Source organism: Kitasatospora sp. NPDC048545 (assembly GCF_040651155.1).
Classification (GTDB): domain Bacteria; phylum Actinomycetota; class Actinomycetes; order Streptomycetales; family Streptomycetaceae; genus Kitasatospora.
This window is the reverse complement of the sequence record NZ_JBEZIQ010000026.1, coordinates 1-19,672: the sequence shown is the minus strand read 5'-3', so window position 1 is coordinate 19,672 and position 19,672 is coordinate 1. Positions and strand designations below refer to the sequence as shown.

21 protein-coding genes and 1 pseudogene are annotated in these 19,672 nt (G+C 73.2%); 13 read left to right on the top strand and 9 right to left on the bottom strand.

Annotated elements, in window-relative coordinates; all coding sequences use genetic code 11:
* Window positions 1–18: 18 nt before the first annotated feature.
* Together AB0D10_RS23850 and AB0D10_RS23845 are read right to left on the bottom strand one after the other, a co-directional pair.
* Window positions 19–531, bottom strand: coding sequence for a DUF1990 domain-containing protein (locus AB0D10_RS23850; RefSeq protein ID WP_360259710.1), 513 nt, complete (start codon window positions 529–531; stop codon window positions 19–21).
* Window positions 528–1,463, bottom strand: a complete 936-nt coding sequence (locus tag AB0D10_RS23845) for a YndJ family protein (protein WP_360259707.1) — start codon at window positions 1,461–1,463, stop codon at window positions 528–530. The genes AB0D10_RS23850 and AB0D10_RS23845 overlap by 4 nt, the downstream gene beginning before the upstream one ends.
* Before the next feature lie 167 nt (window positions 1,464–1,630).
* Between AB0D10_RS23845 and AB0D10_RS23840 the strand changes: the two genes are divergently transcribed.
* Together AB0D10_RS23840 and AB0D10_RS23835 are read left to right on the top strand one after the other, a co-directional pair.
* Window positions 1,631–1,906: a DUF1876 domain-containing protein gene (locus tag AB0D10_RS23840; RefSeq protein ID WP_360259705.1), complete on the top strand. Its 276-nt coding sequence runs from the start codon at window positions 1,631–1,633 to the stop codon at window positions 1,904–1,906.
* A complete protein-coding gene (locus tag AB0D10_RS23835) occupies window positions 1,903–2,106 on the top strand; it encodes a hypothetical protein (RefSeq protein ID WP_360259703.1) in 204 nt (67 codons plus the stop codon). Before AB0D10_RS23840 ends, AB0D10_RS23835 begins: the two co-directional genes overlap by 4 nt.
* Before the next feature lie 184 nt (window positions 2,107–2,290).
* Here the strand turns inward: AB0D10_RS23835 and AB0D10_RS23830 are convergent, their stop codons facing one another.
* A complete protein-coding gene (locus AB0D10_RS23830; protein ID WP_360259701.1) occupies window positions 2,291–2,731 on the bottom strand; it encodes a PPOX class F420-dependent oxidoreductase in 441 nt (146 codons plus the stop codon).
* Window positions 2,732–3,015: 284 nt separating this feature from the next.
* On the opposite strand from AB0D10_RS23830, the gene AB0D10_RS23825 reads away from it, so the two are divergent.
* Window positions 3,016–4,389 (top strand): FAD-dependent oxidoreductase, encoded by a 1,374-nt coding sequence (locus tag AB0D10_RS23825; RefSeq protein WP_360259699.1) that lies wholly within the window; start codon window positions 3,016–3,018, stop codon window positions 4,387–4,389.
* 165 nt (window positions 4,390–4,554) lie between these two features.
* Here AB0D10_RS23825 and AB0D10_RS23820 read toward each other — a convergent pair whose 3' ends face one another.
* The 3 genes from AB0D10_RS23820 to AB0D10_RS23810 form a co-directional block, all read right to left on the bottom strand.
* Window positions 4,555–6,090, bottom strand: coding sequence for an MFS transporter (locus AB0D10_RS23820; RefSeq protein WP_360259697.1), 1,536 nt, complete (start codon window positions 6,088–6,090; stop codon window positions 4,555–4,557).
* A 188-nt stretch (window positions 6,091–6,278) separates the two neighbouring features.
* Window positions 6,279–6,977: a TetR/AcrR family transcriptional regulator gene (locus AB0D10_RS23815; RefSeq protein ID WP_360259695.1), complete on the bottom strand. Its 699-nt coding sequence runs from the start codon at window positions 6,975–6,977 to the stop codon at window positions 6,279–6,281.
* Between the two features lie 105 nt (window positions 6,978–7,082).
* A complete protein-coding gene (locus AB0D10_RS23810) occupies window positions 7,083–7,583 on the bottom strand; it encodes a MarR family winged helix-turn-helix transcriptional regulator (protein WP_360259692.1) in 501 nt (166 codons plus the stop codon).
* A 177-nt stretch (window positions 7,584–7,760) separates the two neighbouring features.
* Between AB0D10_RS23810 and AB0D10_RS23805 the strand changes: the two genes are divergently transcribed.
* The 3 genes from AB0D10_RS23805 (at window position 7,761) to AB0D10_RS23795 (ending at window position 9,810) form a co-directional block, all read left to right on the top strand.
* A complete protein-coding gene (locus AB0D10_RS23805) occupies window positions 7,761–8,210 on the top strand; it encodes an SRPBCC family protein (protein ID WP_360259690.1) in 450 nt (149 codons plus the stop codon).
* 111 nt (window positions 8,211–8,321) lie between these two features.
* The gene (locus tag AB0D10_RS23800; RefSeq protein ID WP_360259689.1) at window positions 8,322–8,903 is read left to right on the top strand and encodes a Uma2 family endonuclease; all 582 of its coding nucleotides are present in this window, start codon (window positions 8,322–8,324) and stop codon (window positions 8,901–8,903) included.
* Window positions 8,904–9,024: 121 nt separating this feature from the next.
* Window positions 9,025–9,810 carry a VOC family protein gene (locus tag AB0D10_RS23795; RefSeq protein ID WP_360259687.1) on the top strand — a complete coding sequence of 262 codons (786 nt, stop codon included), beginning with the start codon at window positions 9,025–9,027 and terminating at the stop codon, window positions 9,808–9,810.
* 70 nt (window positions 9,811–9,880) lie between these two features.
* Here AB0D10_RS23795 and AB0D10_RS23790 read toward each other — a convergent pair whose 3' ends face one another.
* Window positions 9,881–10,339 (bottom strand): hemerythrin domain-containing protein, encoded by a 459-nt coding sequence (locus AB0D10_RS23790; RefSeq protein WP_360259684.1) that lies wholly within the window; start codon window positions 10,337–10,339, stop codon window positions 9,881–9,883.
* Window positions 10,340–10,422: 83 nt separating this feature from the next.
* The gene (locus tag AB0D10_RS23785; protein ID WP_360259681.1) at window positions 10,423–11,019 is read right to left on the bottom strand and encodes a TIGR03086 family metal-binding protein; all 597 of its coding nucleotides are present in this window, start codon (window positions 11,017–11,019) and stop codon (window positions 10,423–10,425) included.
* Between the two features lie 212 nt (window positions 11,020–11,231).
* On the opposite strand from AB0D10_RS23785, the gene AB0D10_RS23780 reads away from it, so the two are divergent.
* Window positions 11,232–11,804, top strand: coding sequence for a DoxX family protein (locus AB0D10_RS23780; protein WP_360259679.1), 573 nt, complete (start codon window positions 11,232–11,234; stop codon window positions 11,802–11,804).
* Between the two features lie 300 nt (window positions 11,805–12,104).
* Window positions 12,105–14,399, top strand: a complete 2,295-nt coding sequence (locus tag AB0D10_RS23775) for a M9 family metallopeptidase (protein ID WP_360259677.1) — start codon at window positions 12,105–12,107, stop codon at window positions 14,397–14,399.
* A gap of 141 nt (window positions 14,400–14,540) precedes the next feature.
* Here AB0D10_RS23775 and AB0D10_RS23770 read toward each other — a convergent pair whose 3' ends face one another.
* Window positions 14,541–15,302, bottom strand: a complete 762-nt coding sequence (locus AB0D10_RS23770) for a protein phosphatase 2C domain-containing protein (protein ID WP_360259675.1) — start codon at window positions 15,300–15,302, stop codon at window positions 14,541–14,543.
* 133 nt (window positions 15,303–15,435) lie between these two features.
* Here AB0D10_RS23770 and AB0D10_RS23765 point away from each other — a divergent pair, with 133 nt between their 5' ends.
* The 5 genes and pseudogenes from AB0D10_RS23765 to AB0D10_RS23745 form a co-directional block, all read left to right on the top strand.
* A complete protein-coding gene (locus AB0D10_RS23765) occupies window positions 15,436–16,557 on the top strand; it encodes an LLM class flavin-dependent oxidoreductase (RefSeq protein ID WP_360259672.1) in 1,122 nt (373 codons plus the stop codon).
* Window positions 16,554–17,177, top strand: coding sequence for an FMN reductase (locus AB0D10_RS23760; protein WP_360259670.1), 624 nt, complete (start codon window positions 16,554–16,556; stop codon window positions 17,175–17,177). The genes AB0D10_RS23765 and AB0D10_RS23760 overlap by 4 nt, the downstream gene beginning before the upstream one ends.
* Window positions 17,178–17,408: 231 nt before the next feature.
* Window positions 17,409–18,521 carry a Dyp-type peroxidase gene (locus tag AB0D10_RS23755; protein ID WP_360259668.1) on the top strand — a complete coding sequence of 371 codons (1,113 nt, stop codon included), beginning with the start codon at window positions 17,409–17,411 and terminating at the stop codon, window positions 18,519–18,521.
* Entirely contained in the window at window positions 18,518–19,372 is an 855-nt protein-coding gene (locus tag AB0D10_RS23750; RefSeq protein WP_360259665.1) for a family 1 encapsulin nanocompartment shell protein, read from the top strand. The genes AB0D10_RS23755 and AB0D10_RS23750 overlap by 4 nt, the downstream gene beginning before the upstream one ends.
* Window positions 19,373–19,576: 204 nt before the next feature.
* Window positions 19,577–19,672, top strand: a pseudogene (locus AB0D10_RS23745) (electron transfer flavoprotein subunit beta); the annotation flags it as partial.

Here is a 19,672-nt window from a genome sequence, read left to right as displayed (position 1 = left end):
CCGCGCCGGGCACGGCATTTACGCGGCGTCCGCGGCGATCGCGGCCAGCACCCGCCCACAGCGCCGGGCGAAGGCGCGCTGGGCGAGCGGGAGCAGCGGGCCGACCAGCCGGGCGTACCGGGCGACGGGGCGGCTGAAGGCGGCGACGGTGAACCAGACCGACCCGTCGGGGCACAGCTCGACCGCGAAGGTCTCCTCGCCGCGGGCCAGGTGGCCGTGCCGCGTTCCGTAGGTGAAGCCGTAGCGGTCCGGGCCGTCGACGGTGGCCAGCACCCGGTTGGGGGCTCCCGCGCGCAGCGGGCCGAGGCCGATGGCGCAGTGGACGGCGAGGCCCGGGCCGGCCCGCTCGGCCCCGGCGTCGATCCGCACGCCCGCGAGCCGGTGCATCCGCCAGCCGAGCAGGGCGGCTCCGGCGACCTCCAGCGCGGCGCGGCCGTGGCCGACGAGGGCCCGGTGCCGCAGGTGGTTGTAGCCGTCGGGCAGTGCGCCGGTGGCGCTGGCGCCCTGCTCGGGGTAGCTGAGGTCGTTCATCGGTGGGCCTCCGCGGTGTCGGGCCGGTTGTCGTTCCGGTGGTCGAGCTGCTTGTCGAGTCGGTTGTCGGGGCTGTCGGGGCGGCGGTCGGGCGGGCTGTCGGGGCGGCTGTGGAGCCGGCGCCAGGCGAGGAGGGCGCAGAGGGCGAAGCCGAGGGCGTTGCCGACGCCGTGGGTGGCGGCCATCCAGGCCAGGGTGGGGTGGGGGAGTCCGGCGGCCCGGCCGAGTGCCCACCAGAGGGCGAGAACCATGGTGACTGCGAGGACGGCCGAGGAGACGCCGAGCAGCCGGGCGGTGGCGGTGTCGCCGCTGTGGTGGCTCAGCTCGCGCCAGGTGACCAGCCCGACCAGCCACATCCCGGTGGTCAGCACCAGGGCTCCGGCGAACTGCCACCAGGTGCCGAGGAAGTACCCGGCCAGCACCAGCAGGGTGCCGGCCGGGACGCTGAGCGCCGCGCAGCGGGCCGCGGTGGAGCCGGCCCCGGCGGTGCGGCAGACCAGCCCGGCGACCAGGGCGGCGGTGAACCCCGCGTAGTGGAAGTGCGGGACGGTCAGGGCCAGGATGTGCGGCTCGAAGCCGAACAGCGGGTAGCCGGAGCGCTCGGCGACCAGGGCGACCCCGGCGACCGAGGGCGCGGCGAGCGCGGTGAGCACCGCGACCTCGGCGGGTGCGAGCGAGCGGGTGCGGGCCAGCCGCAGCGGTGCGTGCAGGGCGATGACCAGGGTGCCCAGCGCGTAGACGGCGGCGTTGCCGGTGGCGAGGCCGCCGTGCGGCAGCCAGAGCGAGAGCGCGCCGGGTACGGCGGCGAGCGGCCAGAGGCGGCGGACCCGGGCGAGCCCGGGTTCGTCGATCAGGGCGAGGCCGAGCGGGACGACGGCCCCCATGCCGAGCAGGACCAAGAGGTCTACCAGTTCGGTGGTGCCCTTTCCCATGGCGGACACACCCTTCTTGAACGTGTTCAAATGAGCTTCGCCGCCGACTCTACGTCGCCGACTTGAACGCGTTCAACTCGTCCCCGTCGCGGTCCCGGCCCGGCCGGCCTGGTGGGAACGCCGGGTGCGGCGCACTCTGGAGGGGTAACCGATGGAGGTGATCCGCCATGCAGACGCAGACTCTGGTCGGTTGGCACATCGAGATGGAGTTCCGCGAGGACGGGCCGCGCACCAGTGCCGCCGCCATGCTCCGGCTCGGCGACGGGACCGAACTGCGTGCCCACGGCTACAGCAGCCGCCACCCCTCCGACCCGGAACAGCTTCGGGTCGGCGAGGAGGTCGCTGGGGCCCGCGCGCTCAACGACCTCGCCTCGCAACTGCTCACCAAGGCCCACGGCGAGATCCAGGAGGTCAGCCCCGTCCCGACCCACCCGCTGTCGTGACCGCCCGGCGCCCGGCAGGCGGTGGCGCCGGACAGGAGTCGGGCCGCCCGCGGATCCCGCTGATCTGCCCGCGCTGCGGGCACGAGCAGCAGGTCGTCCCCGGCGGCCCGGAACGGGCGGTCAAGGTCGTCCACGTCGGGACCGGCCGGGAGGCCTGCGAGCCCGGGGACCTGGCGCGGGCACCGGACGACGGGACCTGAGGGCGGGACCTGCCGACGGGACCCGCCGAACGGATCCCGGGGACGGGAACACGGGCACGGCGAACGTCGGCCCGCGCCCCGTCGGCCTGCGCCCCCGGGCCCCGTCGGCGTGCGCCCCCGGGCCCCGGGGGCGCACGCATGCCCCGGCCCGGTCGACTGCCCGGTCACCCCGGCCGGGCCGCCCTCAGTTGACGCAGTACGTGCCCGGCGGCTGCCACTCCGGCCCGACCAGGCGCTGCTCCAGCACGTTCGGGGTGATCCGGATCCCGACCGTCCCGGCCAGCCCGACCCGGAACCGGCTGCGGGCGAGCGCGATCAGCGCCGTCAGTCCGTACTTGTTGATGAGCGAGGCGCGGTAGCGCGCGGTCGCGTCGGCGTCGCAGAGCCGGGCGTGGGCCGGCACGCTGCGGCCGGTCCGGCGCCCGTGGGCGTCGCAGGGGCCGATCAGCACCCTGGGGTGGCGGCGGATCCGCTCGGCCTCGCCGGAGTGCGCGGGGGTCCAGATGCCGAGGGCCGTGCCGTCCGGCACCACCCAGAGCTGGGATTCGATCCGGTTGCCGTCCTCGTCGAAGGTGGTGAGCAGGAGGTACCGGCTGTCGGCGAGCCGGTCGGTCCGGTGGTGCACGACGTCCTCCCTCGGGGTCGGGCGGCTCGGTGCCCGTGGCGCCCGGCGCTCGTGCGGTACTCCTCGGCGGTCGGCCCGGGGGTCCGCGCGTGCGCACCCGGTGGGCCCGCGGGGCGGCCCCGCCGGTTGCGGGTGGGTGCCCCGGCCGGGCCACTCCATTCTGGTCCACCGGGGCGGGCAGTTCGAGGGGGCGGGGCTGCCCGTGTGCCGGGTGCGAGGCCGCTCGCCGACCGGGGACCGCCGGTCGCTAAGATCATCTCGCAACACGACGCGAAGGGGAGCCAGTGGCGCGGGTTGCGGTCATAGGCGGGGGTATCAGCGGGCTGGGGACGGCGCTCATGCTCGGACGGCGGGGCCACGCGGTCACGTTGTTCGAACAGGATGCCCGGCAGGCCGGGGAGGACCTGGACGGGGACTTCTTCGACTGGGGCAGGCCCCGGGTCCCGCAGGCCGTCCAGCCCCACTCGTTCCTCGCTCCCGTGCGCACCGTGCTGCGCGCCGAGGCCCCCGACGTCCACGCCGACCTGCTGGCGCGCGGAGCCCGGGAGTACCACGACTTCGACTGGTTCGACGAGCACCCGCCGCACCGGGCCGGCGACGAGGAACTGGTGACCCTGCGGACCCGCCGCATCGCGCTGGAGGCCGCCCTGACCGCGGCCGTCGGGCGGGAGCCCACCGTCGAGGTCCGGCGGGGCCACCGGGTGGACGCCCTCACCTTCGAGGAGGGCCGCCCGGCCCGGGTCACCGGGGTGCGGGCGGGAGCGCGAACGCACCGGGCGGACCTCGTGGTCGACGCCTCCGGCCGCCGCTCGTCGGTCCCCGACCGGCTGGTCGAGGCCGGCTGCCGCCCGCCCGTGGTCGAGAGCCACCGCACCGGGATCACCTACCTGGCCCGCTGGTACCGCCTGCGCGCCGACGGCCCGCGCGACCCCGGGCGGGTGAAGGGCGGCTCGACCGCACCCTTCGCGATGGCCGGCGTCTTCCCGTCCGACAACGACACCTTCGCGCTGAGCATGGTGCTGTCCACGGGTGATCCGACCCGCGGTGCGCTCACCGACCCCGCCGTGTTCGAGGCCGTCGCCCGGAGCTTCCCCGCGACCGCGGCCTGGCTCGCCCTGGAGCCCGAACCGCGCCCCGCCGTCCTGGCGATGGCCGGCCTGGACAACCGCTGGACCTCCCTCGTCGACGACGACGGACCCGTCGTCACCGGCCTGGTCAACGCCGGGGACAGCCTCGTCCACACCAACCCCACCCTGGGCCACGGCGTGGCCCTCGGCCTGCTCGCCGCCCAGTACCTCGCCACCCACGTCGACCGGATCGCCGCCGACCCCGCCGACTACCACGACTGGACGGTGCGGACCCTCCGGCCGTGGTTCGACGCCCAGGTGACGGCCGACCGGGCCAACGAGCAACGCCTCTCCGAGAACGCGCCGCCCGCCGACCGCCGGGCCGCCGCCCTGGCCGTCTGCGCCTTCGAAGACCCGGTCGTCATGCGGGCCCGGGCCCAGGTGCGCCACCTCCTGCGCACCCCGGACGAGGCCTACGGCAGCGACGAGGTGCAGGAGCGCGTCACCGCCTGGCTGGCCGCCCGCCCGGACTTCACGCCCGGCCATGACGGCCCGACCCGGGACCGGTGGGACGCGCTCATCCCGGCCTGAGCACCGGCTCGCACGGCGGCGGCCTCCCGCGGGCACCGGCACGCCGGCGGCGGCCCGGTAACGGCGAGGGCCCGGTAACAGTGAGGGCCCGGAAACGGCGAGCGGCCCGCCCGGTGTCGTGAGACACCGGACGGGCCGCGTACGCACCCGAGCAACCCCTGGGCGTCAGTGCACCAGCACCGGCACCGCGTCGTTCTCCGCAGCGCCCGCGTCGGCGCCCGCACCCGGGGCCGCACCGGGACGGCCGGCGTTGATGAAGGTGAAGGCGACGGTGGCCGCGGCCACCAGGATCCCGAAGGACACCCAGATCGCGGTCGAGAAGCCGTGCACCATGCCGCCGAACTGCAGCGCCTTGGCGGCCTCGGGGGAGGTGGCGGCCGCGGCGGTGGCGTGCGAGGCCAGCCAGCTCGTGGTCGCGCTGGCCGCGATGGTGTTCAGCAGCGCGGTGCCGATGGCGCCGCCGACCTGCTGCGAGGTGTTGACCATCGCGGAGGCCACGCCCGCGTCGCGCGGCTGGACGCCGTGCGTGGCGAGGCTCATGGCCGGCATGAACGCGGTACCCATGCCGAGGCCCATCAGGACCAGGCCGGGCAGGATCAGCGCCGGGTACGAGGTGTCCAGGCTGATGTGGGTCAGCAGGAACATGCCGATCGAGGCGACCAGGAAGCCGGGCGCCATCAGGTAGCGCGCCGGGACCCGGGTCATCAGCCGGGCGCCGATCTGGGTCGAGCCGGTGATCATGCCCGCCACCATCGGCAGGAAGGCCACGCCGGTCAGCACGGGGCTGTAGCCGAGCACGATCTGCAGGTAGTAGGTCAGGAAGAGGAACAGGCCGAACATGCCGATCACGGCCATGCCCAGCGACAGGTACACCCCGCCGCGGTTGCGGTCCAGCACCACGCGCAGCGGCAGCAGCGGGGCCTTGACCTTGAGCTCCACCACCACGAAGGCGATCAGCAGCACGGCGGCCGCGGCGAACAGGCCCAGGGTGCTTCCGGCCGTCCAGCCGGAGGACTCGGCCCGGGTGAAGCCGTAGACCAGGGAGACCAGGCCGGTGGTCACCAGCAGCACGCCGGGGACGTCCAACCGGTTGCGGTTGCGGCCCTCGGCGGGCTCGCGGATCACCATGACGGCGCCGGCGGCGGCCACGATGGCGAACGGGATGTTGACGAAGAAGGTCCAGCGCCAGTTCATGTACTCGGTCAGCAGGCCGCCGAGGATCAGACCGATGGCGCCACCGCCACCGGCGATCGCACCGTAGATGCCGAACGCCTTGGCGCGTTCCTTGGCCTCGGTGAAGGTCACCGCGAGCAGCGACAGCGCGGCCGGGGCGAGCAGCGCGCCGAACACGCCCTGCAGGGCGCGGGCGCCGAGCAGCATCGCGGTGTTGGCCGCGGCGCCGCCGAGCGCGGAGGCGAGAGCGAAGCCGGTCAGGCCGACGATGAAGGTCCGCTTGCGGCCCCAGAGGTCCGCGATCCGGCCGCCGAACAGCAGCAGGCCGCCGAAGGCCAGCGCGTAGGCGGTGATCACCCACTGGCGGTTGCCGTCGGAGATGCCCAGGTCCCGCTGTGCGGAGGGGAGGGCGATGTTCACGATGGTCGCGTCGAGGACGACCATCAGCTGGGCGAGGCCGATGAATATCAGCGCCTTCCAGCGCTGGGGATCGGGCAGTGTCGCCGGTCGGGCGTCGGTTCGGGACATGGGGGTACTCACTTCACGGTGCGAGGTGTGCGTGAACGGTCGACTGCCGTACGGGAACGCCGGGTTGCCGTACGGTGAAAGCTGCTCGGAGCGCGTGCGCGGGCAGGCTCGGGGCGGTGCCGCTCAGGAGCGCGGGCCGCCCGGTGCCGTCGGTCGGATCGGGTGTGCCGGTCGGATCGGGTCTCGGATCAGGTGTGGTGGATCGGTCGGTTCCGGGGCTGGAAGTCGTCGAAGGTCGCGGCCCGGCCCGGCAGGACCGAACGGGCCGGCGTGCGCAGGCCGTCCAGGAAGATCTGCAGGTGCCGGTGCACGAAGTCGTCGAGCAGCAGGCACGAGGTGTTCGGCAGCGGTCGGGTCAGCTGGCTCATCGCGATGAACAGGTCACCGTGGTCGACGTCCGGCCGGAGTTCGCCCGCGGCCCGGGCGCGCTCCATCAGCCCGCCCACCGCGGACTGCAGACGCTCCCGGATCTCGGCCAACTCCGGGTCGTGCGGGTCGACGTGACTGCTGAACAGTGTGCAGAGGCCGCCGACCTTCTCCGCGACGGTCGCGTGCGCGAACCGCTGCAGAGCATCGAACGGGCCACCGCCGTCAGGAGCTTCCGCCTCCACCGTCGCCGTTTCCGCGAGACCCAGGATGCGGTTCTTGACGAGCAGGACCACCTCACGGATCAGTGCCATCCGGTCCGGGAAGTTCCGGTAGAGAGTGGCATTGCCGACCCCTGCCCGCTTCGCGATCTCGTCCAGCGGTGCGTCCGCACCGTGCTCGACGAACGCGTCCCGGGCCGCCAGCACGATCCGCTCCCGGTTCCGGCTCGCATCCGCACGCAACTTCGGCGTACGGGTGCTCCCCGCGGGACGGACCGACTCTTCGGCGGCGGTGGTCACGACGACTGCTCCTCCAGGATACCGGGGAAATTCTCCCCGCTTCTGCCAACGTAGTCGAAAACGGGGAATCTGTCCCCGGAATTTCCTCCCGGGATGTGACCCGCGTCACATCGCCGTGGCTCCGGGGTCCTCGTCGGTCGTCGCCCCGGGGTCCTCGTCGACGGCGGTCAGATTGCTCTCCAGTCGCTCCAGCAGGCGCGCCAGTGCGGCCCGGTCGGCCTCGTCGAGTCCGGCCAGCGTGATCGCCTCCAGTTCCCGCCAGGACCGCGCGACCCGGTCGCGCAACGCGCAGGCGGCCGCCGTCGCCTCGACCACCACGGCCCTCCGGTCGGTCTCGCTGCGCCGCCGACGCAGGAACCCCGCCTGCTCCAGGCGCTGCACCATCCGCGTCACGGTGGAGGCGTCCACCCCGAGCTCCTCGATCAGCGCCGCCTGCGGCTGCGGCCCGCGCTCCCAGAGCAGCATCATCAGCAGCTCCTGGCCGGCGTGCAGGCCGTGGGGGCGCAGCAGGCGTTCGGCGTTGGCCCGGTGCAGCCGGGAGACCCGGGCGATGGCCTGGCTGATGCCGCCCGCCTCGGCGAGGGGCTGGTTCCTTGGATCGCGCACGCGGTCATTGTATGGGCAATCAATGGGCTGGCAGCCTGCGGGCGGCCGAGGGTTGTCTGTGGCCATCGGGTGGATTCCCCTTGCGCTGACAGCGGTCCGAGGCGTTTACTTGGCCGCGCAAGCAAAATGATTGGCCGCGCAAATAATGCGCGGCCGAGGCGACCAGGGGAGCAAGCCATGCGAGTCATCAGCCAGACCGTGCGCGTCAACGACCCGGCGAACCCCGACGAGACGTCCCTCACCCGTGACGACGTCTGGGCCGGCCTGCTGCGCAAGGCCGAGAACGCGGTGCCCTTCGTCGCCGCGATGGACGAGTGCACCGTCCTGGAGCGCACCGGGAACGGTCTGGTGCGGGAGGTCGTCTTCCACGGGGAGCGGGTCCGCGAGGAGATCGTCTTCCACCCGAAGACCCGGGTCAGCTTCTTCCGCCGCGACGAGGTCGCCACCTGGGTGATCCACAACGACATCGACGAGGACGAGGACGGCCTCACCCTGACCTTCCGCGGCGAACTCGACCTCGGCGGCGGCGACGCCGAGGAGGCTGCCGCCGAGCGCATGCACGCGGGCTACCTCCTCGCCCTGCAGACCACCCTCAAGCTCTCGCGCGAGGCCGCCCGCGAGGCGTGACGGCCGGTTCCGGGGCCGTGGCGCGCGCTGTCGTCGTAAGCCGGAAAGCCTGTAACCACTCGCCGGCGCGTGCGTTGACCCGGGGGGTGCCCAGGCGAAGGAGGAAGGCCCGTGACCGCGATCTCCGAGCGCCCGCAGATGCTGCCCGAGCAGTTCGAGGAGTTCGCCCGTCATCCGGGCCGGACCGTCGAAGGCATCCGGCTGGAGTTCATCAACGGGAAGCTGGGGATCAAGCCCGTGCCAGAGGGCGACCACGGCCGCATCGTCCAGTGGCTCAACCGGATCTGCATTCAGGCCCGGCCGGAGCTCCACGTACATGACCAGGGGCTGAAGATCGAGGGCTACCGGGGTGGGTTCGCTCGCCCGGACGGCACGCTCGCCGATGCCGGTGCCTTTGTAGGGCGGGGAGACTGGGCCACGACCGAGGACGTGCTGATGGTCACGGAGGTCACTTCGTTCGACTCCGACACCGATCGTCGGGACCGCGTCGAGAAGCCACGCGCCTACGCCGAGGCCGGCATCCCGGTCCACCTGCTGATCGACCGGGACTCCGCCGAGGTCGTCGTTCACAGCCAGCCGGACGGCGTCCGCTACGAGAGCGTCCGGACCCTCCCCTTCGGCAGGACCGTGCGGCTGCCGGACCCGGTGGGGATCTCCCTGGACACCGAGCCGCTGAAGAACTGGGTGCGCTGATCCCGGGCATGGCTTCCCCGGGGTGTCAGGGCTCGCGGCCTAGGCTGTGGGCGTCCCGGGCGGCCTGTGGGCCGCGCGCGTCGGGAGGGGCCCGGCGGCCGGGTGGGCGAGGAGGTCCGCGATGGGCAGCGGTGAGACCGCCAGGGTGCGTTGTGTGCCGGCCGTTCCGTGCTGGGTGAGCCTGATGTCCCGGGACCTGGACAGGGCCAAGGCGTTCTACGGACCGCTGCTCGGGTGGGAGTTCGAGACCGGCCCGGACCACTTCGGGCCGTACGTGCACGCGGTGGTCGACGGCGAGGCGGTGGCCGGCCTCGGGGTCGCGGGCGAAGGGGCGATCCCGGTCGCCTGGACCAGCTACTTCGGGACGGAGAGCGCCGACGCGGCCGCCGACGCGGTGCGCGAGCGCGGTGCGACGCTCGCGATCGGCCCGCTGGCCTTCGACGCCGGACGGGTGGCGTTCGCGGCCGACCCGGCGGCTGCCGTGTTCGGCATCTGGGAGGGCCCGCTGGGCCGGGCCCGCAAGCTGGAGCTGCCGGGGGCCCCGGTCTGGATCGAGCTGCGGACCCCCGACCCGTTCGCGGCGGCGCTGTTCTACGGCGAGGTGTTCCGCTGGGACGGCCGTGACCCGGAGCGCTTCGACGTCCGCTGGGAGCACGACCGGGTGGTGCTGCGCGCCGAGGGGAACAGCGTCGCCGCGCTGGCCAGGGAGGAGTCGAGCGGCCCGGCGGGGATGCCCCCGCACTGGGAGGTGTCCTTCGCCGTCCCGGACACCGACAAGGCGCTGGCCCGGGCGGTCGAGCTGGGTGGCGCGGCGCTGGGCCCGGTCTTCGACTCCCCGTACGGGCGGGTGGCCCGGCTGCGGGACCACGAGGGCGCCCGGTTCGCGGTGATCGGGCCGAAGCCCTGACCGTCGGGGGCGGTGTCACGGCCTGGGCGCGCTGACCGCGGGGCAGCCGTGATCGACGGCGGGCCCGCGGTCAGTCGGCCGTTCCGAGCGTCTCGCGCTCGGCGCGCAGCCGGTCGCCGAGTGCGGCGCGGGCGGTGGCGGGCACGGACTTGCGGGCGGCGCGGAAGAGCTGCTCCTCCTCGCCGCGCAGGTGGCGCCGGAGGGTGTCGTCGAGGCCGCGCAGCAGGGTGTCGAAGGCGGGGTCGGCCGGGCGGAGCGCCTGCAGGTCGGAGAGGTACTGCCCGATCGCCAGGTGGTCGTGGATGCTGCTGAACACCAGTGCCCCGCCGTCGGGCACGTCGTGCTGCACGACCGGGAAGAGGTGTTCCTCCTCGGCGGCGCAGTGGGCGAACAGCAGGTCGGTCAGCCTGGTGACCAGGTCGCCGCGGTCGGTGCTGCCGGCCGGGGCGGCCCCGATCGCGTCGAGCAGCTCGGTGACGGCCCGGTGGTCGGCGGTGAACTCGCCGAGGATGTCCGGCCTGCGACTCATGGCTCGCCCGCCTCTCGCACGGAAACTGGCCCCCGTGCCTTCCAGTATCCGGCGTCGCGCCGGTCAGCCGGGTGAGCGGGCGGTCATCCTCCGTCCCGCCGCCCGGCGAGGCCGAGCAGCCGGGTCTGCGGGTCGGCGTCCTCGGGCACCGGCAGCGGCGGGTCGAAGAGCCCGCTGCCGGAGAGGTCGCCGTAGCCGGAGATCTGGCCGAGCGCGAAGTCGACGAGTACCGCCGGGAGCCGGGTGCGCCGTCCGGTGCCTTCGGCGAGGTCCCAGGTGTGGATCGCCAGGTCGGTGGTGAGCTGGTCCAGGTAGTACTGGCCGGAGACGTCCCCGAAGGAGAGGTGGACGGTCAGGTCGGCGGCGCCGGGGACGGCCCAGGCCTGGCGGGCGGCCTCGGCGGCGTCGGTCCAGGCGGCGACCGGGTCCGCGCCGAGCACGTCGCCGTCGAAGCGGCCGCCGACCTCGCCGATGGTGGCCCCCATCAGCAGTTCGGGAACCCAGAGCTGTTCGCCGGTGAGGTGGTTGACCAGGTCGCGGACGGACCAGTCGCTGCACGGGGTGGGGGAGTCCCACTGGTCGGGGGTGATCAGCCGGACGCGTTCGTCGAAGGCGGCCAGGGCCTCGGGGTACGGGGTGCCGGTGCGCGCGGCCCGCTGGTGTTGCCTGCGTTGGGACATGCCTCCACCCTGCCCCGGGCCGGGTGGGGGCCGCGAGTCGCCCACGGACCGTCAGTTGTTCAAATTCGAACTCCAAGGTACGGTCGGGAGGCGGCAGGTTCAAATTTGAACAATGGTGCCGGGGTGACGACCCCCGCCCGCCGCCCCACCACACGCACGCGCGCCGGCCCAGGCCGGCGGCGACCGACCGACCCCGATCGATGGAGACGCGCATGCCGAGCAGCAGCCCGAGCACGACCGCCGCCACCAGCCCCACCGTCCGCCCGGCCCGGGAGACTTCCGGCCCCGCGGCGACCTCCCCGCACGCCTACGACGCCGGACTCCTGCTCCTGCGCCTCGTCCTCGGCCTGACGATGGCCGCGCACGGCAGCCAGAAACTGTTCGGCTGGTTCGGCGGCGGCGGGATCGACGGCACCGGTCAGTTCTTCACCATGAGCGGCTACCCGGCCGGCAACGCCATGGCCGTGGTGGCCGGCCTCACCGAGACGCTGGGCGGACTCGCCCTGGCCGTCGGCCTGTTGACCCCGCTGGCGGGCGCCGCGATCGTCGGCACGATGGTCAACGCGATCGCCGTCACCTGGGGCGGCGGCTTCTTCGCCCCGAAGGGCAGTGAGTACGAGCTGCTGCTGACCGCCGGTGCGGCCGCGCTCGCGCTGACCGGCCCGGGCCGCTACGCGGTGGACCGCTTCCTGCCGGTGGTGCGGGCGCACCGCCTGGCGTACGGCGTGGCCGCCGTCGTGGTCGGCCTCGCGACGGCGGGTGTGATCCTGTTGCTGCGCAAGTAGCACGCACGCGGCGACCGCGCACGTCGCGCGGGCGGCGACCGCCTACGTCGCGCGGACGCGGCAACTGACCGGCCCGGAAGCCGTGGTGACGAACCGTCACCACGGCTTTCGCGCGTTTTCCCCGCAAACTGCACACAGTAGCCAGGGTTCACAAGGCCATGTGATGTGTGCCATGGTACATGTCACACTCCCCACCGTGTCCATGGCGGAACCGCCCCCACGCGGCACCGCCACCAACGGTCCTCGCCCCCCCACCGGCCGCGCCCCAATCGCGGCCGACGACGGCCCGGAGGCCCCCACGTGAGTCCTTCACGTCTGCTGCGCATCGCGCAGCCGGCACGATTGCTGACGCTGTTCCTGTCCCTCTTCCTGGCGGTCGGCCTGTTCGCGCCGCAGAGCCAGGCCGCGCCCGCCGCCGCCCCCGGTGGCGCGCCCGCCCCCGCCGGCTCCGCCGGACCGGCGCCGCAGCCCGCCACCGGCACCCCTGCGCGGGGTACCCCCGAACGGGGCGTCGGCGAGCGGCAGTTCGCCTCCGCCGACCAGCGCGCCCCGCTGCCGCTGGACACCCGGCCGGCCGAGGCCCGGCAGGCCGCGCAGGCCCGCAGCCTGGCGGCGGCCGAACAGGCCTGCAACACCGGCGACTTCACCGGCCGGACCGGCAGCGACCTGGTCCAGCACATCAAGGCCGCCGACATCCAGTGCATCAACAGCCTCTTCCAGCTCACCGGCGGCGACGCCCGCGGCGCGTTCCGCGAGGAGCAGATGACCACGGTCGCGTACGCGCTGCGCGACGCGGCGGGCAGCTACCCGGGCGACAACTCCACCTCCGTCGAGCAGCTGGTGCTCTTCCTGCGCGCCGGCTACTTCGCGCAGTGGTACCACCCGGGTGACGTCGGCACGTACGGCACCGCCCTGCAGACGGCGATCCGCTCCGGCCTGGACGCGTTCTTCGGCGGCGCGCACTCGCGCGACGTCGGTGCCGGCAACGCGCCGATCCTCGGCGAGGCCGTCACCCTGATCGACAGCGCGCAGGAGAACGTCCGCTACCTCCCGGTCGTCAAGCGGCTGCTGACCGACTACGACAGCGCCACCTGGAACCCGGCCGGCATGGCCTGGTCGGTGAACCCGGTGTTCACCGTGCTGTTCCGCGGTCACCAGGTGGCCGGCTTCGACGCGGCCGTCGAGGCCGACCCGAGCGTCCTGGACACCCTCGCCGCCTTCGCGACCCGCAACAACGACCTGCTCGGCGGCGACTTCGGCGTGCTGGTCTACAACGCGACCAAGGAGCTGACCCGCTTCCTGAAGGACACGGCCCTCCAGGCCAAGGTCCGTCCGCTCGCCAAGGACCTGGTCGCGAAGTCCGCGCCGAACGGCCGCACCGTCTTCCAGTGGGCCGCGGTCGCCGACGCGGTCGGCTACTACGACGCCGCCAACTGCTCGTACTACGGCACCTGCAACGCTGCCGACCAGCTCAAGGCCGGCGTGCTGACGGTGAACCACACCTGCAGCCCGAGCATCAAGCTGATCGCGCAGGCGCTGGACAGCACCCAGCTGGGCACCGCCTGTACCAGCCTGACCGGCCAGGACGCCTACTTCCACTCGGTGGTCAAGGACAACGGCCCGGTCAAGGACGACGGGAACAACACGATCGAGGTCGTGGTCTTCCACTCCTCGCTCGACTACCAGGTGCTCGCCGCCGCCATCTACGGCATCGACACCAACAACGGCGGCATGTACCTGGAGGGCGACCCGGCGAAGGCCGGCAACCAGCCGCGCTTCCTCTGCTACGAGGCCGAGTGGGCCCGCCCGTCCTTCGAGATCTGGAACCTCAACCACGAGTACACCCACTACCTCGACGGCCGGTTCGACATGTACGGCGACTTCAACGCCGGCATGACCACCCCGACCGTCTGGTGGGTCGAGGGCTTCGCCGAGTACGTCTCCTACTCCTACCGGAAGGTGACCAACGACGCCGCCATCGCGGCCGCCGGACGCCACACCTACAAGCTGAGCGACCTCTTCGACACCGCCTACGGCGACCAGGACCGGGTCTACCGGTGGGGCTACCTCGCCGTCCGCTACATGCTGGAGCAGCACCGCCCCGACATGGACGCGGTCCTCGCCAAGTACCGGGTGGGGGACTGGGCCGGCGCCCGCACCCTGCTGAAGACCACCATCGGCACCCGCTACGACGCCGGCTTCGACAGCTGGCTGACCGCGTGCGCGAGCGGTGCCTGCGCCACCGGCCCGACGGTCCCGCAGGTGCCGGAGTGCACCGCGGCCGACACCCGGCAGCTGGACGCCGGCTGCGCCCGCAGCAACGTCGCGGCCACCACGGGCAACTACGCGCACTTCTACCTCCTGGTGCCGGCCGGCACCAAGCAGGTGAAGATCACCAGCAGCGGCGGCACCGGCAACGGTGACCTCTACTACAACCCGGCGAGCTGGGCGTACACCGACGGCTACGCCACGCGCTCGGCGGGCCCGGACAACTCCGAGACGCTGACCGTGACGAACCCGCCGGCGGGCTACGTCTACTTCAGCCTCTACGCCCAGCAGGGCTTCAGCGGGGTGACCGTCACGAGCGAGATGTGAGCCGAAGACGGCGAACGGACAGGTGACCGCCCCGGCGGAGCGCTTCGGCGCCCCGCCGGGGCGGGTCCGTTCCCGTTGCGTTCCGCGGGCGCCGGGGACGTGCGGCCCCGGCGGGCTCGCCGGTGCCGACGCCCCGGCCCGCTACCCGCCGAGCCGCACCAGCGCCAGGGTGATGTTGTCCGGCCCGCCGGCCTCGATCGCCGCCTTCCAGAGCTCGAACGCGGCCTTGCCGTCGGACCGTTCGCCGCCCTCCCCGGAGCGGGCCAGCACCTCGGCCAGCTCCTCCTCGGGCACCGGGTCGGTCAGGCCGTCGCTGCAGATCAGGTACCGGTCGCCGGGCGCCAGCGGGGCCACCCGGACGTGCGGTTCGACGAAGGTGAGCCCGAGCGAGCCGCCGAGGGTCTGGGTGACCATCGAGGTGGTGCGCCGGCCGGGCGGCAGCGGCGGACTGTCGTCGACGCTCACCCGGCGCAGCCCGTCCCCGGCGATCCGGTAGACCCGGCTGTCGCCGACGTTGAAGACCACCGCCCGCTCGGGCAGCAGCACCAGCCCGGCGACGGTGGTGCCCATCGCGGCGAGTTCCGGCTCCCCGGCGGCGGCCGCGTAGACGGCCCGGTTGCACTCCTGCAGTTCCTCCCGGACGGCCTCCTCGCCGTCGAGGGCGTCCCCGTCGGCGGCGAGCCGGCGCGCGACGACGGCGCTGGCCACCTCGCCGCCGGGATGGCCGCCCAGACCGTCGGCCACCGCGACCACGCAGGGCGGGCCGAGCGGGAACAGCAGGGTCTGCGGGTTGCTGGTGACCGTGGCGCAGAGCGTCCAGGGGCCGACCGTGAGGCTGTCCTCGTTGTGCTCCCGCACCAGGCCCTCGTGGCTCAGCGCGCTCACCGCGATGTACGGCGCCATCGTCCGCCGCCCTTTCCGGAGTCCCCGCCGATCGTCGACGCCCCGCCTCCCTTCCATTGTGGGTGGGAATACCCGACCCCACCCGGCTGCTAAGGTGGTTGAAAGTTGGACTACCTGGGACGTGGTGATCAGCATGCAGTTCGGAATCTTCTCCGTCGGCGACGTGACGACCGACCCCACCACCGGCCGCACCCCGAGCGAGCACGAGCGGATCAAGGCCATGGTGGCGATCGCCCGCAAGGCCGAGGAGGTCGGCCTGGACGTCTTCGCGACCGGCGAGCACCACAACCCGCCGTTCGTCCCGTCCTCCCCGACGACCATGCTCGGCTACATCGCCGCGCAGACCGACCGCATCATCCTGTCCACCTCGACGACCCTGATCACCACCAACGACCCGGTGAAGATCGCGGAGGACTTCGCGATGCTGCAGCACCTGGCCGAGGGCCGGGTGGACGTCATGATGGGCCGCGGCAACACCGGCCCGGTCTACCCCTGGTTCGGCAAGGACATCCGCCAGGGCATCCCGCTCGCGGTCGAGAACTACGCGCTGCTGCACCAGCTGTGGCGCGAGGAGGTCGTGGACTGGCAGGGCCGCTTCCGCACCCCGCTGCAGGGCTTCACCGCCACGCCGCGCCCGCTGGACGACGTCCCGCCGTTCGTCTGGCACGGCTCGATCCGCAGCCCCGAGATCGCCGAGCAGGCCGCCTACTACGGGGACGGCTTCTTCGCGAACAACATCTTCTGGCCCAAGGAGCACTTCCGGAAGCTGGTGAACCTCTACCGCGAGCGCTACGCCCACTACGGACACGGCACGCCCGAGCAGGCGGTCGTCGGGCTCGGCGGGCAGGTGTTCATGCGGAAGAACTCCCAGGACGCGGTGCGCGAGTTCCGTCCGTACTTCGACAACGCGCCGGTGTACGGCCACGGGCCCTCGCTGGAGGAGTTCACCGAGCAGACCCCGCTGACCGTCGGCAGCCCGCAGGAGGTCATCGAGAAGACGCTGACCTTCCGCGAGACCTTCGGCGACTACCAGCGCCAGCTGTTCCTGATGGACCACGCCGGTCTGCCGCTGAAGACCGTGCTGGAGCAGCTGGACCTGCTCGGCGAGGAGGTCGTTCCGGTGCTGCGCGAGGAGTTCGCCAAGGGCCGCCCGGCGCAGGTGCCGGACGGGCCGACCCACGCCGCGCTGGTCGCGGCCCGCGACCGGAAGGCCGACGAGAAGGCCGACGAGGAGAAGGTGGAGGCGTCCAAGTGACCGCGTACAAGCTGGTGGTGGTGAGCGCCGGGCTGAGCAAGCCGTCCTCGACGCGCCTGCTGGCCGACCGGCTCGCCGACTCGACCGTGCGCCGACTCGCCCTGGAGGGGCGGGAGGTGGACGTCACCGTGGTCGAACTGCGCGACCTGGCCGTGGAGATCGCGAACAACCTCGTGACCGGTTTCCCCGGCGCCGCGCTGCGCGAGGCGGTCGAGGCGGTCACGGAGGCGGACGGACTGATCGCGGTGACGCCGATCTTCACGGCGTCCTACAGCGGACTGTTCAAGTCCTTCTTCGACGTGGTCGACAACGACGCGCTGACCGGCAAGCCGGTGCTGATCGCCGCCACCGGCGGCACGCCCCGGCACTCGCTCGCCCTGGAACACGCCGTGCGCCCGCTCTTCGGCTACCTGCGCGCGGTGGTGCTGCCGACGGCCGTCTACGCGGCCACCGACGACTGGGGCGCGTCCGGGGACGGCCTCACCGACGGGCTGCCGCGCCGGATCGACCGCGCGGCGGGCGAGCTGGCGGCGCTGCTGTCCGGCCGGGCCCCGGCGGCGCCGGCGGTGCCCGAACAGGTGGTGCCGTTCGAGCAGCAGCTGGCGGCCCTGCGGGGCTGACCGGTCGGGACGGGCGACGGAGGGGCGGGTGTGCGATGCGGCGCACCCGCCCGTCGCCGTGCCCCGGCGGCGGCCCGGAAGTGCCCGGGGCCCGTCGGTTCGTCCGGATGCGTGTCGGCCGCGCCGAATTGTCCGCTCTGCGATGTAATCATTCCCATGATCAGATTGATGGTGGTCGATCCGGTCGTCGGCACGGTGTCCTGAGCCCGGCGTCCCGAGGAGGACCACGACATGCAGCCCGAACCGCAGGCCCAGTCCGACCCGCAGGACGCACCCGAACCGCGGCCCAGGACCGAACCGCAGGCCGTGCTCTCGCCGCTGACCAGCGCGGCGATCTTCCTGGTGCTCACCGTCGGACCGGGGGGCGAGGACGCCGTCCGCGACCTGCTGCCCGACCTCGCCGGACTGCGCCGCTCGGTCGGCTTCCGGGCCCCCGAAGGCGGCCTCACCTGCGTCACCGGCATCGGCTCCGCGCTCTGGGACCGGCTCTTCGACGGCCCCCGGCCCGCCGCCCTGCACCCCTTCCAGGAGGTGGCCAGCACCCACCACCGGGCCCCGGCCACCCCCGGTGACCTGCTGCTGCACCTGCGGGCCGAGCGGATGGACCTCTGCTTCGAGCTGGCCGGGCAGCTCACCGACCGGCTCGCCGGGGCGGCCGTCGTGGTCGACTCCGTCCAGGGCTTCCGCTACTTCGACGACCGGGATCTGCTCGGCTTCGTGGACGGCACCGAGAACCCCGAAGGCCGGGCCGCCGTGACCGCCGCGCTGGTTGGCGCGGAGGACCGGGACTTCGCCGGCGGCAGCTACGTCGTCGTCCAGAAGTACCTGCACCAGCTGGACAAGTGGAACGAGCTGAGCGTCGAGGAACAGGAGGGCGCGGTCGGCCGGACCAAGCTCACCGACATCGAACTGGCCGACGACGTCAAACCCGCAGACTCGCACGTCGCGCTCACCGTGATCACCGGCCCGGACGGCGAGGAGCGGAAGATCGTCCGCTTCAACATGGCCTTCGGCTCCTTCGCGCACGGCGGTGAGTCCGGCACCTACTTCATCGGCTACGCGCGCGACCCCGGGGTGACCGAGGAGATGCTGCGCAACATGTTCGTCGGCGACCCGCCCGGCACCACCGACCGGCTGCTCGACTTCTCCACGGCCGTCACCGGCTCGCTGTTCTTCGTCCCGACCGCCGATTTCCTCGGCTCCCCGCCGCCGGCGCCGGGCACCGCACCGCCCGCAGTCGGCGGCCCGCCGGGCACCGCACGGCCCGCCGCCGACGGCTCGTTGGGCATCGGCAGCCTCAAGCAGACCCCCCGACAGCAGCCCGGAACAGGACCCCGCGCATGAACAACCTCCACCGGGACCTCGCCCCGGTCTCCGCCCCGGCCTGGGAGGAGATCGAGGAGGAGGCCCGCCAGACCTTCGAACTGCACATCGCCGGCCGCCGGGTGGTCGACCTGACCGGGCCCGGGGGCGCCGGGCTCGCCGCCGTCGGCACCGGCCACCTGACCGGCATCGAGCCACCCCTCGACGGCGTCCGGGCGCAGGCCCGCGCCAGCCGTCCGGTGGTCGAACTGCGGGTGCCCTTCACCGTCTCGCGCGCGGCCGTGGACGACGTCGAGCGCGGCTCCCGGGACTCCGACTGGCAGCCGGTCAAGGACGCCGCCCGCACCCTCGCCCTCGCCGAGGACCGGGCCGTCTTCGAGGGCTACCGCGCCGCCTCCATCGAGGGCATCCGGGCCGGCGCGACCAACCCGCCGGTCCCGCTCCCCGAGGACGTCCGGGAGTACCCCGAGGCCGTCAGCCGCGCCCTCACCGCCCTGCGGCTGGCCGGCGTCGGCGGCCCGTACTCGCTCCTGCTCGGAGCCGCCGCCTTCACCGCCGTCAACGAGACCAGCGACCACGGCTACCCCGTGCACAACCACCTGGCCCGCCTGCTCGACGGTGACATCATCTGGGCCCCCGCCATCGAGGGTGCCTTCCTGCTCTCCACCCGGGGCGGCGACTTCGAACTCGTCCTCGGCCAGGACGTCTCGGTCGGCTACCTCGCGCACGACGCCGACACCGTCCGGCTCTACCTCCAGGAGTCGCTGACCTTCCGCGTCCACACCGGGGAGGCGGCCGTCGCCCTCGGCGGCGCGGAGCAAGGGGGCGGCCCGGACGGCCCGAGGGCCCCGGGACACCAGGAAGGGTACTGAGTGCCTTTACCAGGGGTACTGAGTGCCGTATTCTCTCGGTGGAGCCTCTGACGCCAGTCGAAGAGAGCCGGCACGGTACGCCGGTCCAGGTGGTGCTCGCGGCGCGCGGGTCGCGGCCGGGCCGGACTTGGCACTCAGTACCCTCGGCATGACCTGAGGCCATGGATCCAGTGCACCCGTGCACCCGTGACAGGAGAACCGCTCATGAGCTTGAGGATCGTCGTCTGTGTGAAGTACGTGCCGGACGCGACGGGTGACCGTCGTTTCGCGGACGACCACACCACCGACCGGGAGGGTGTG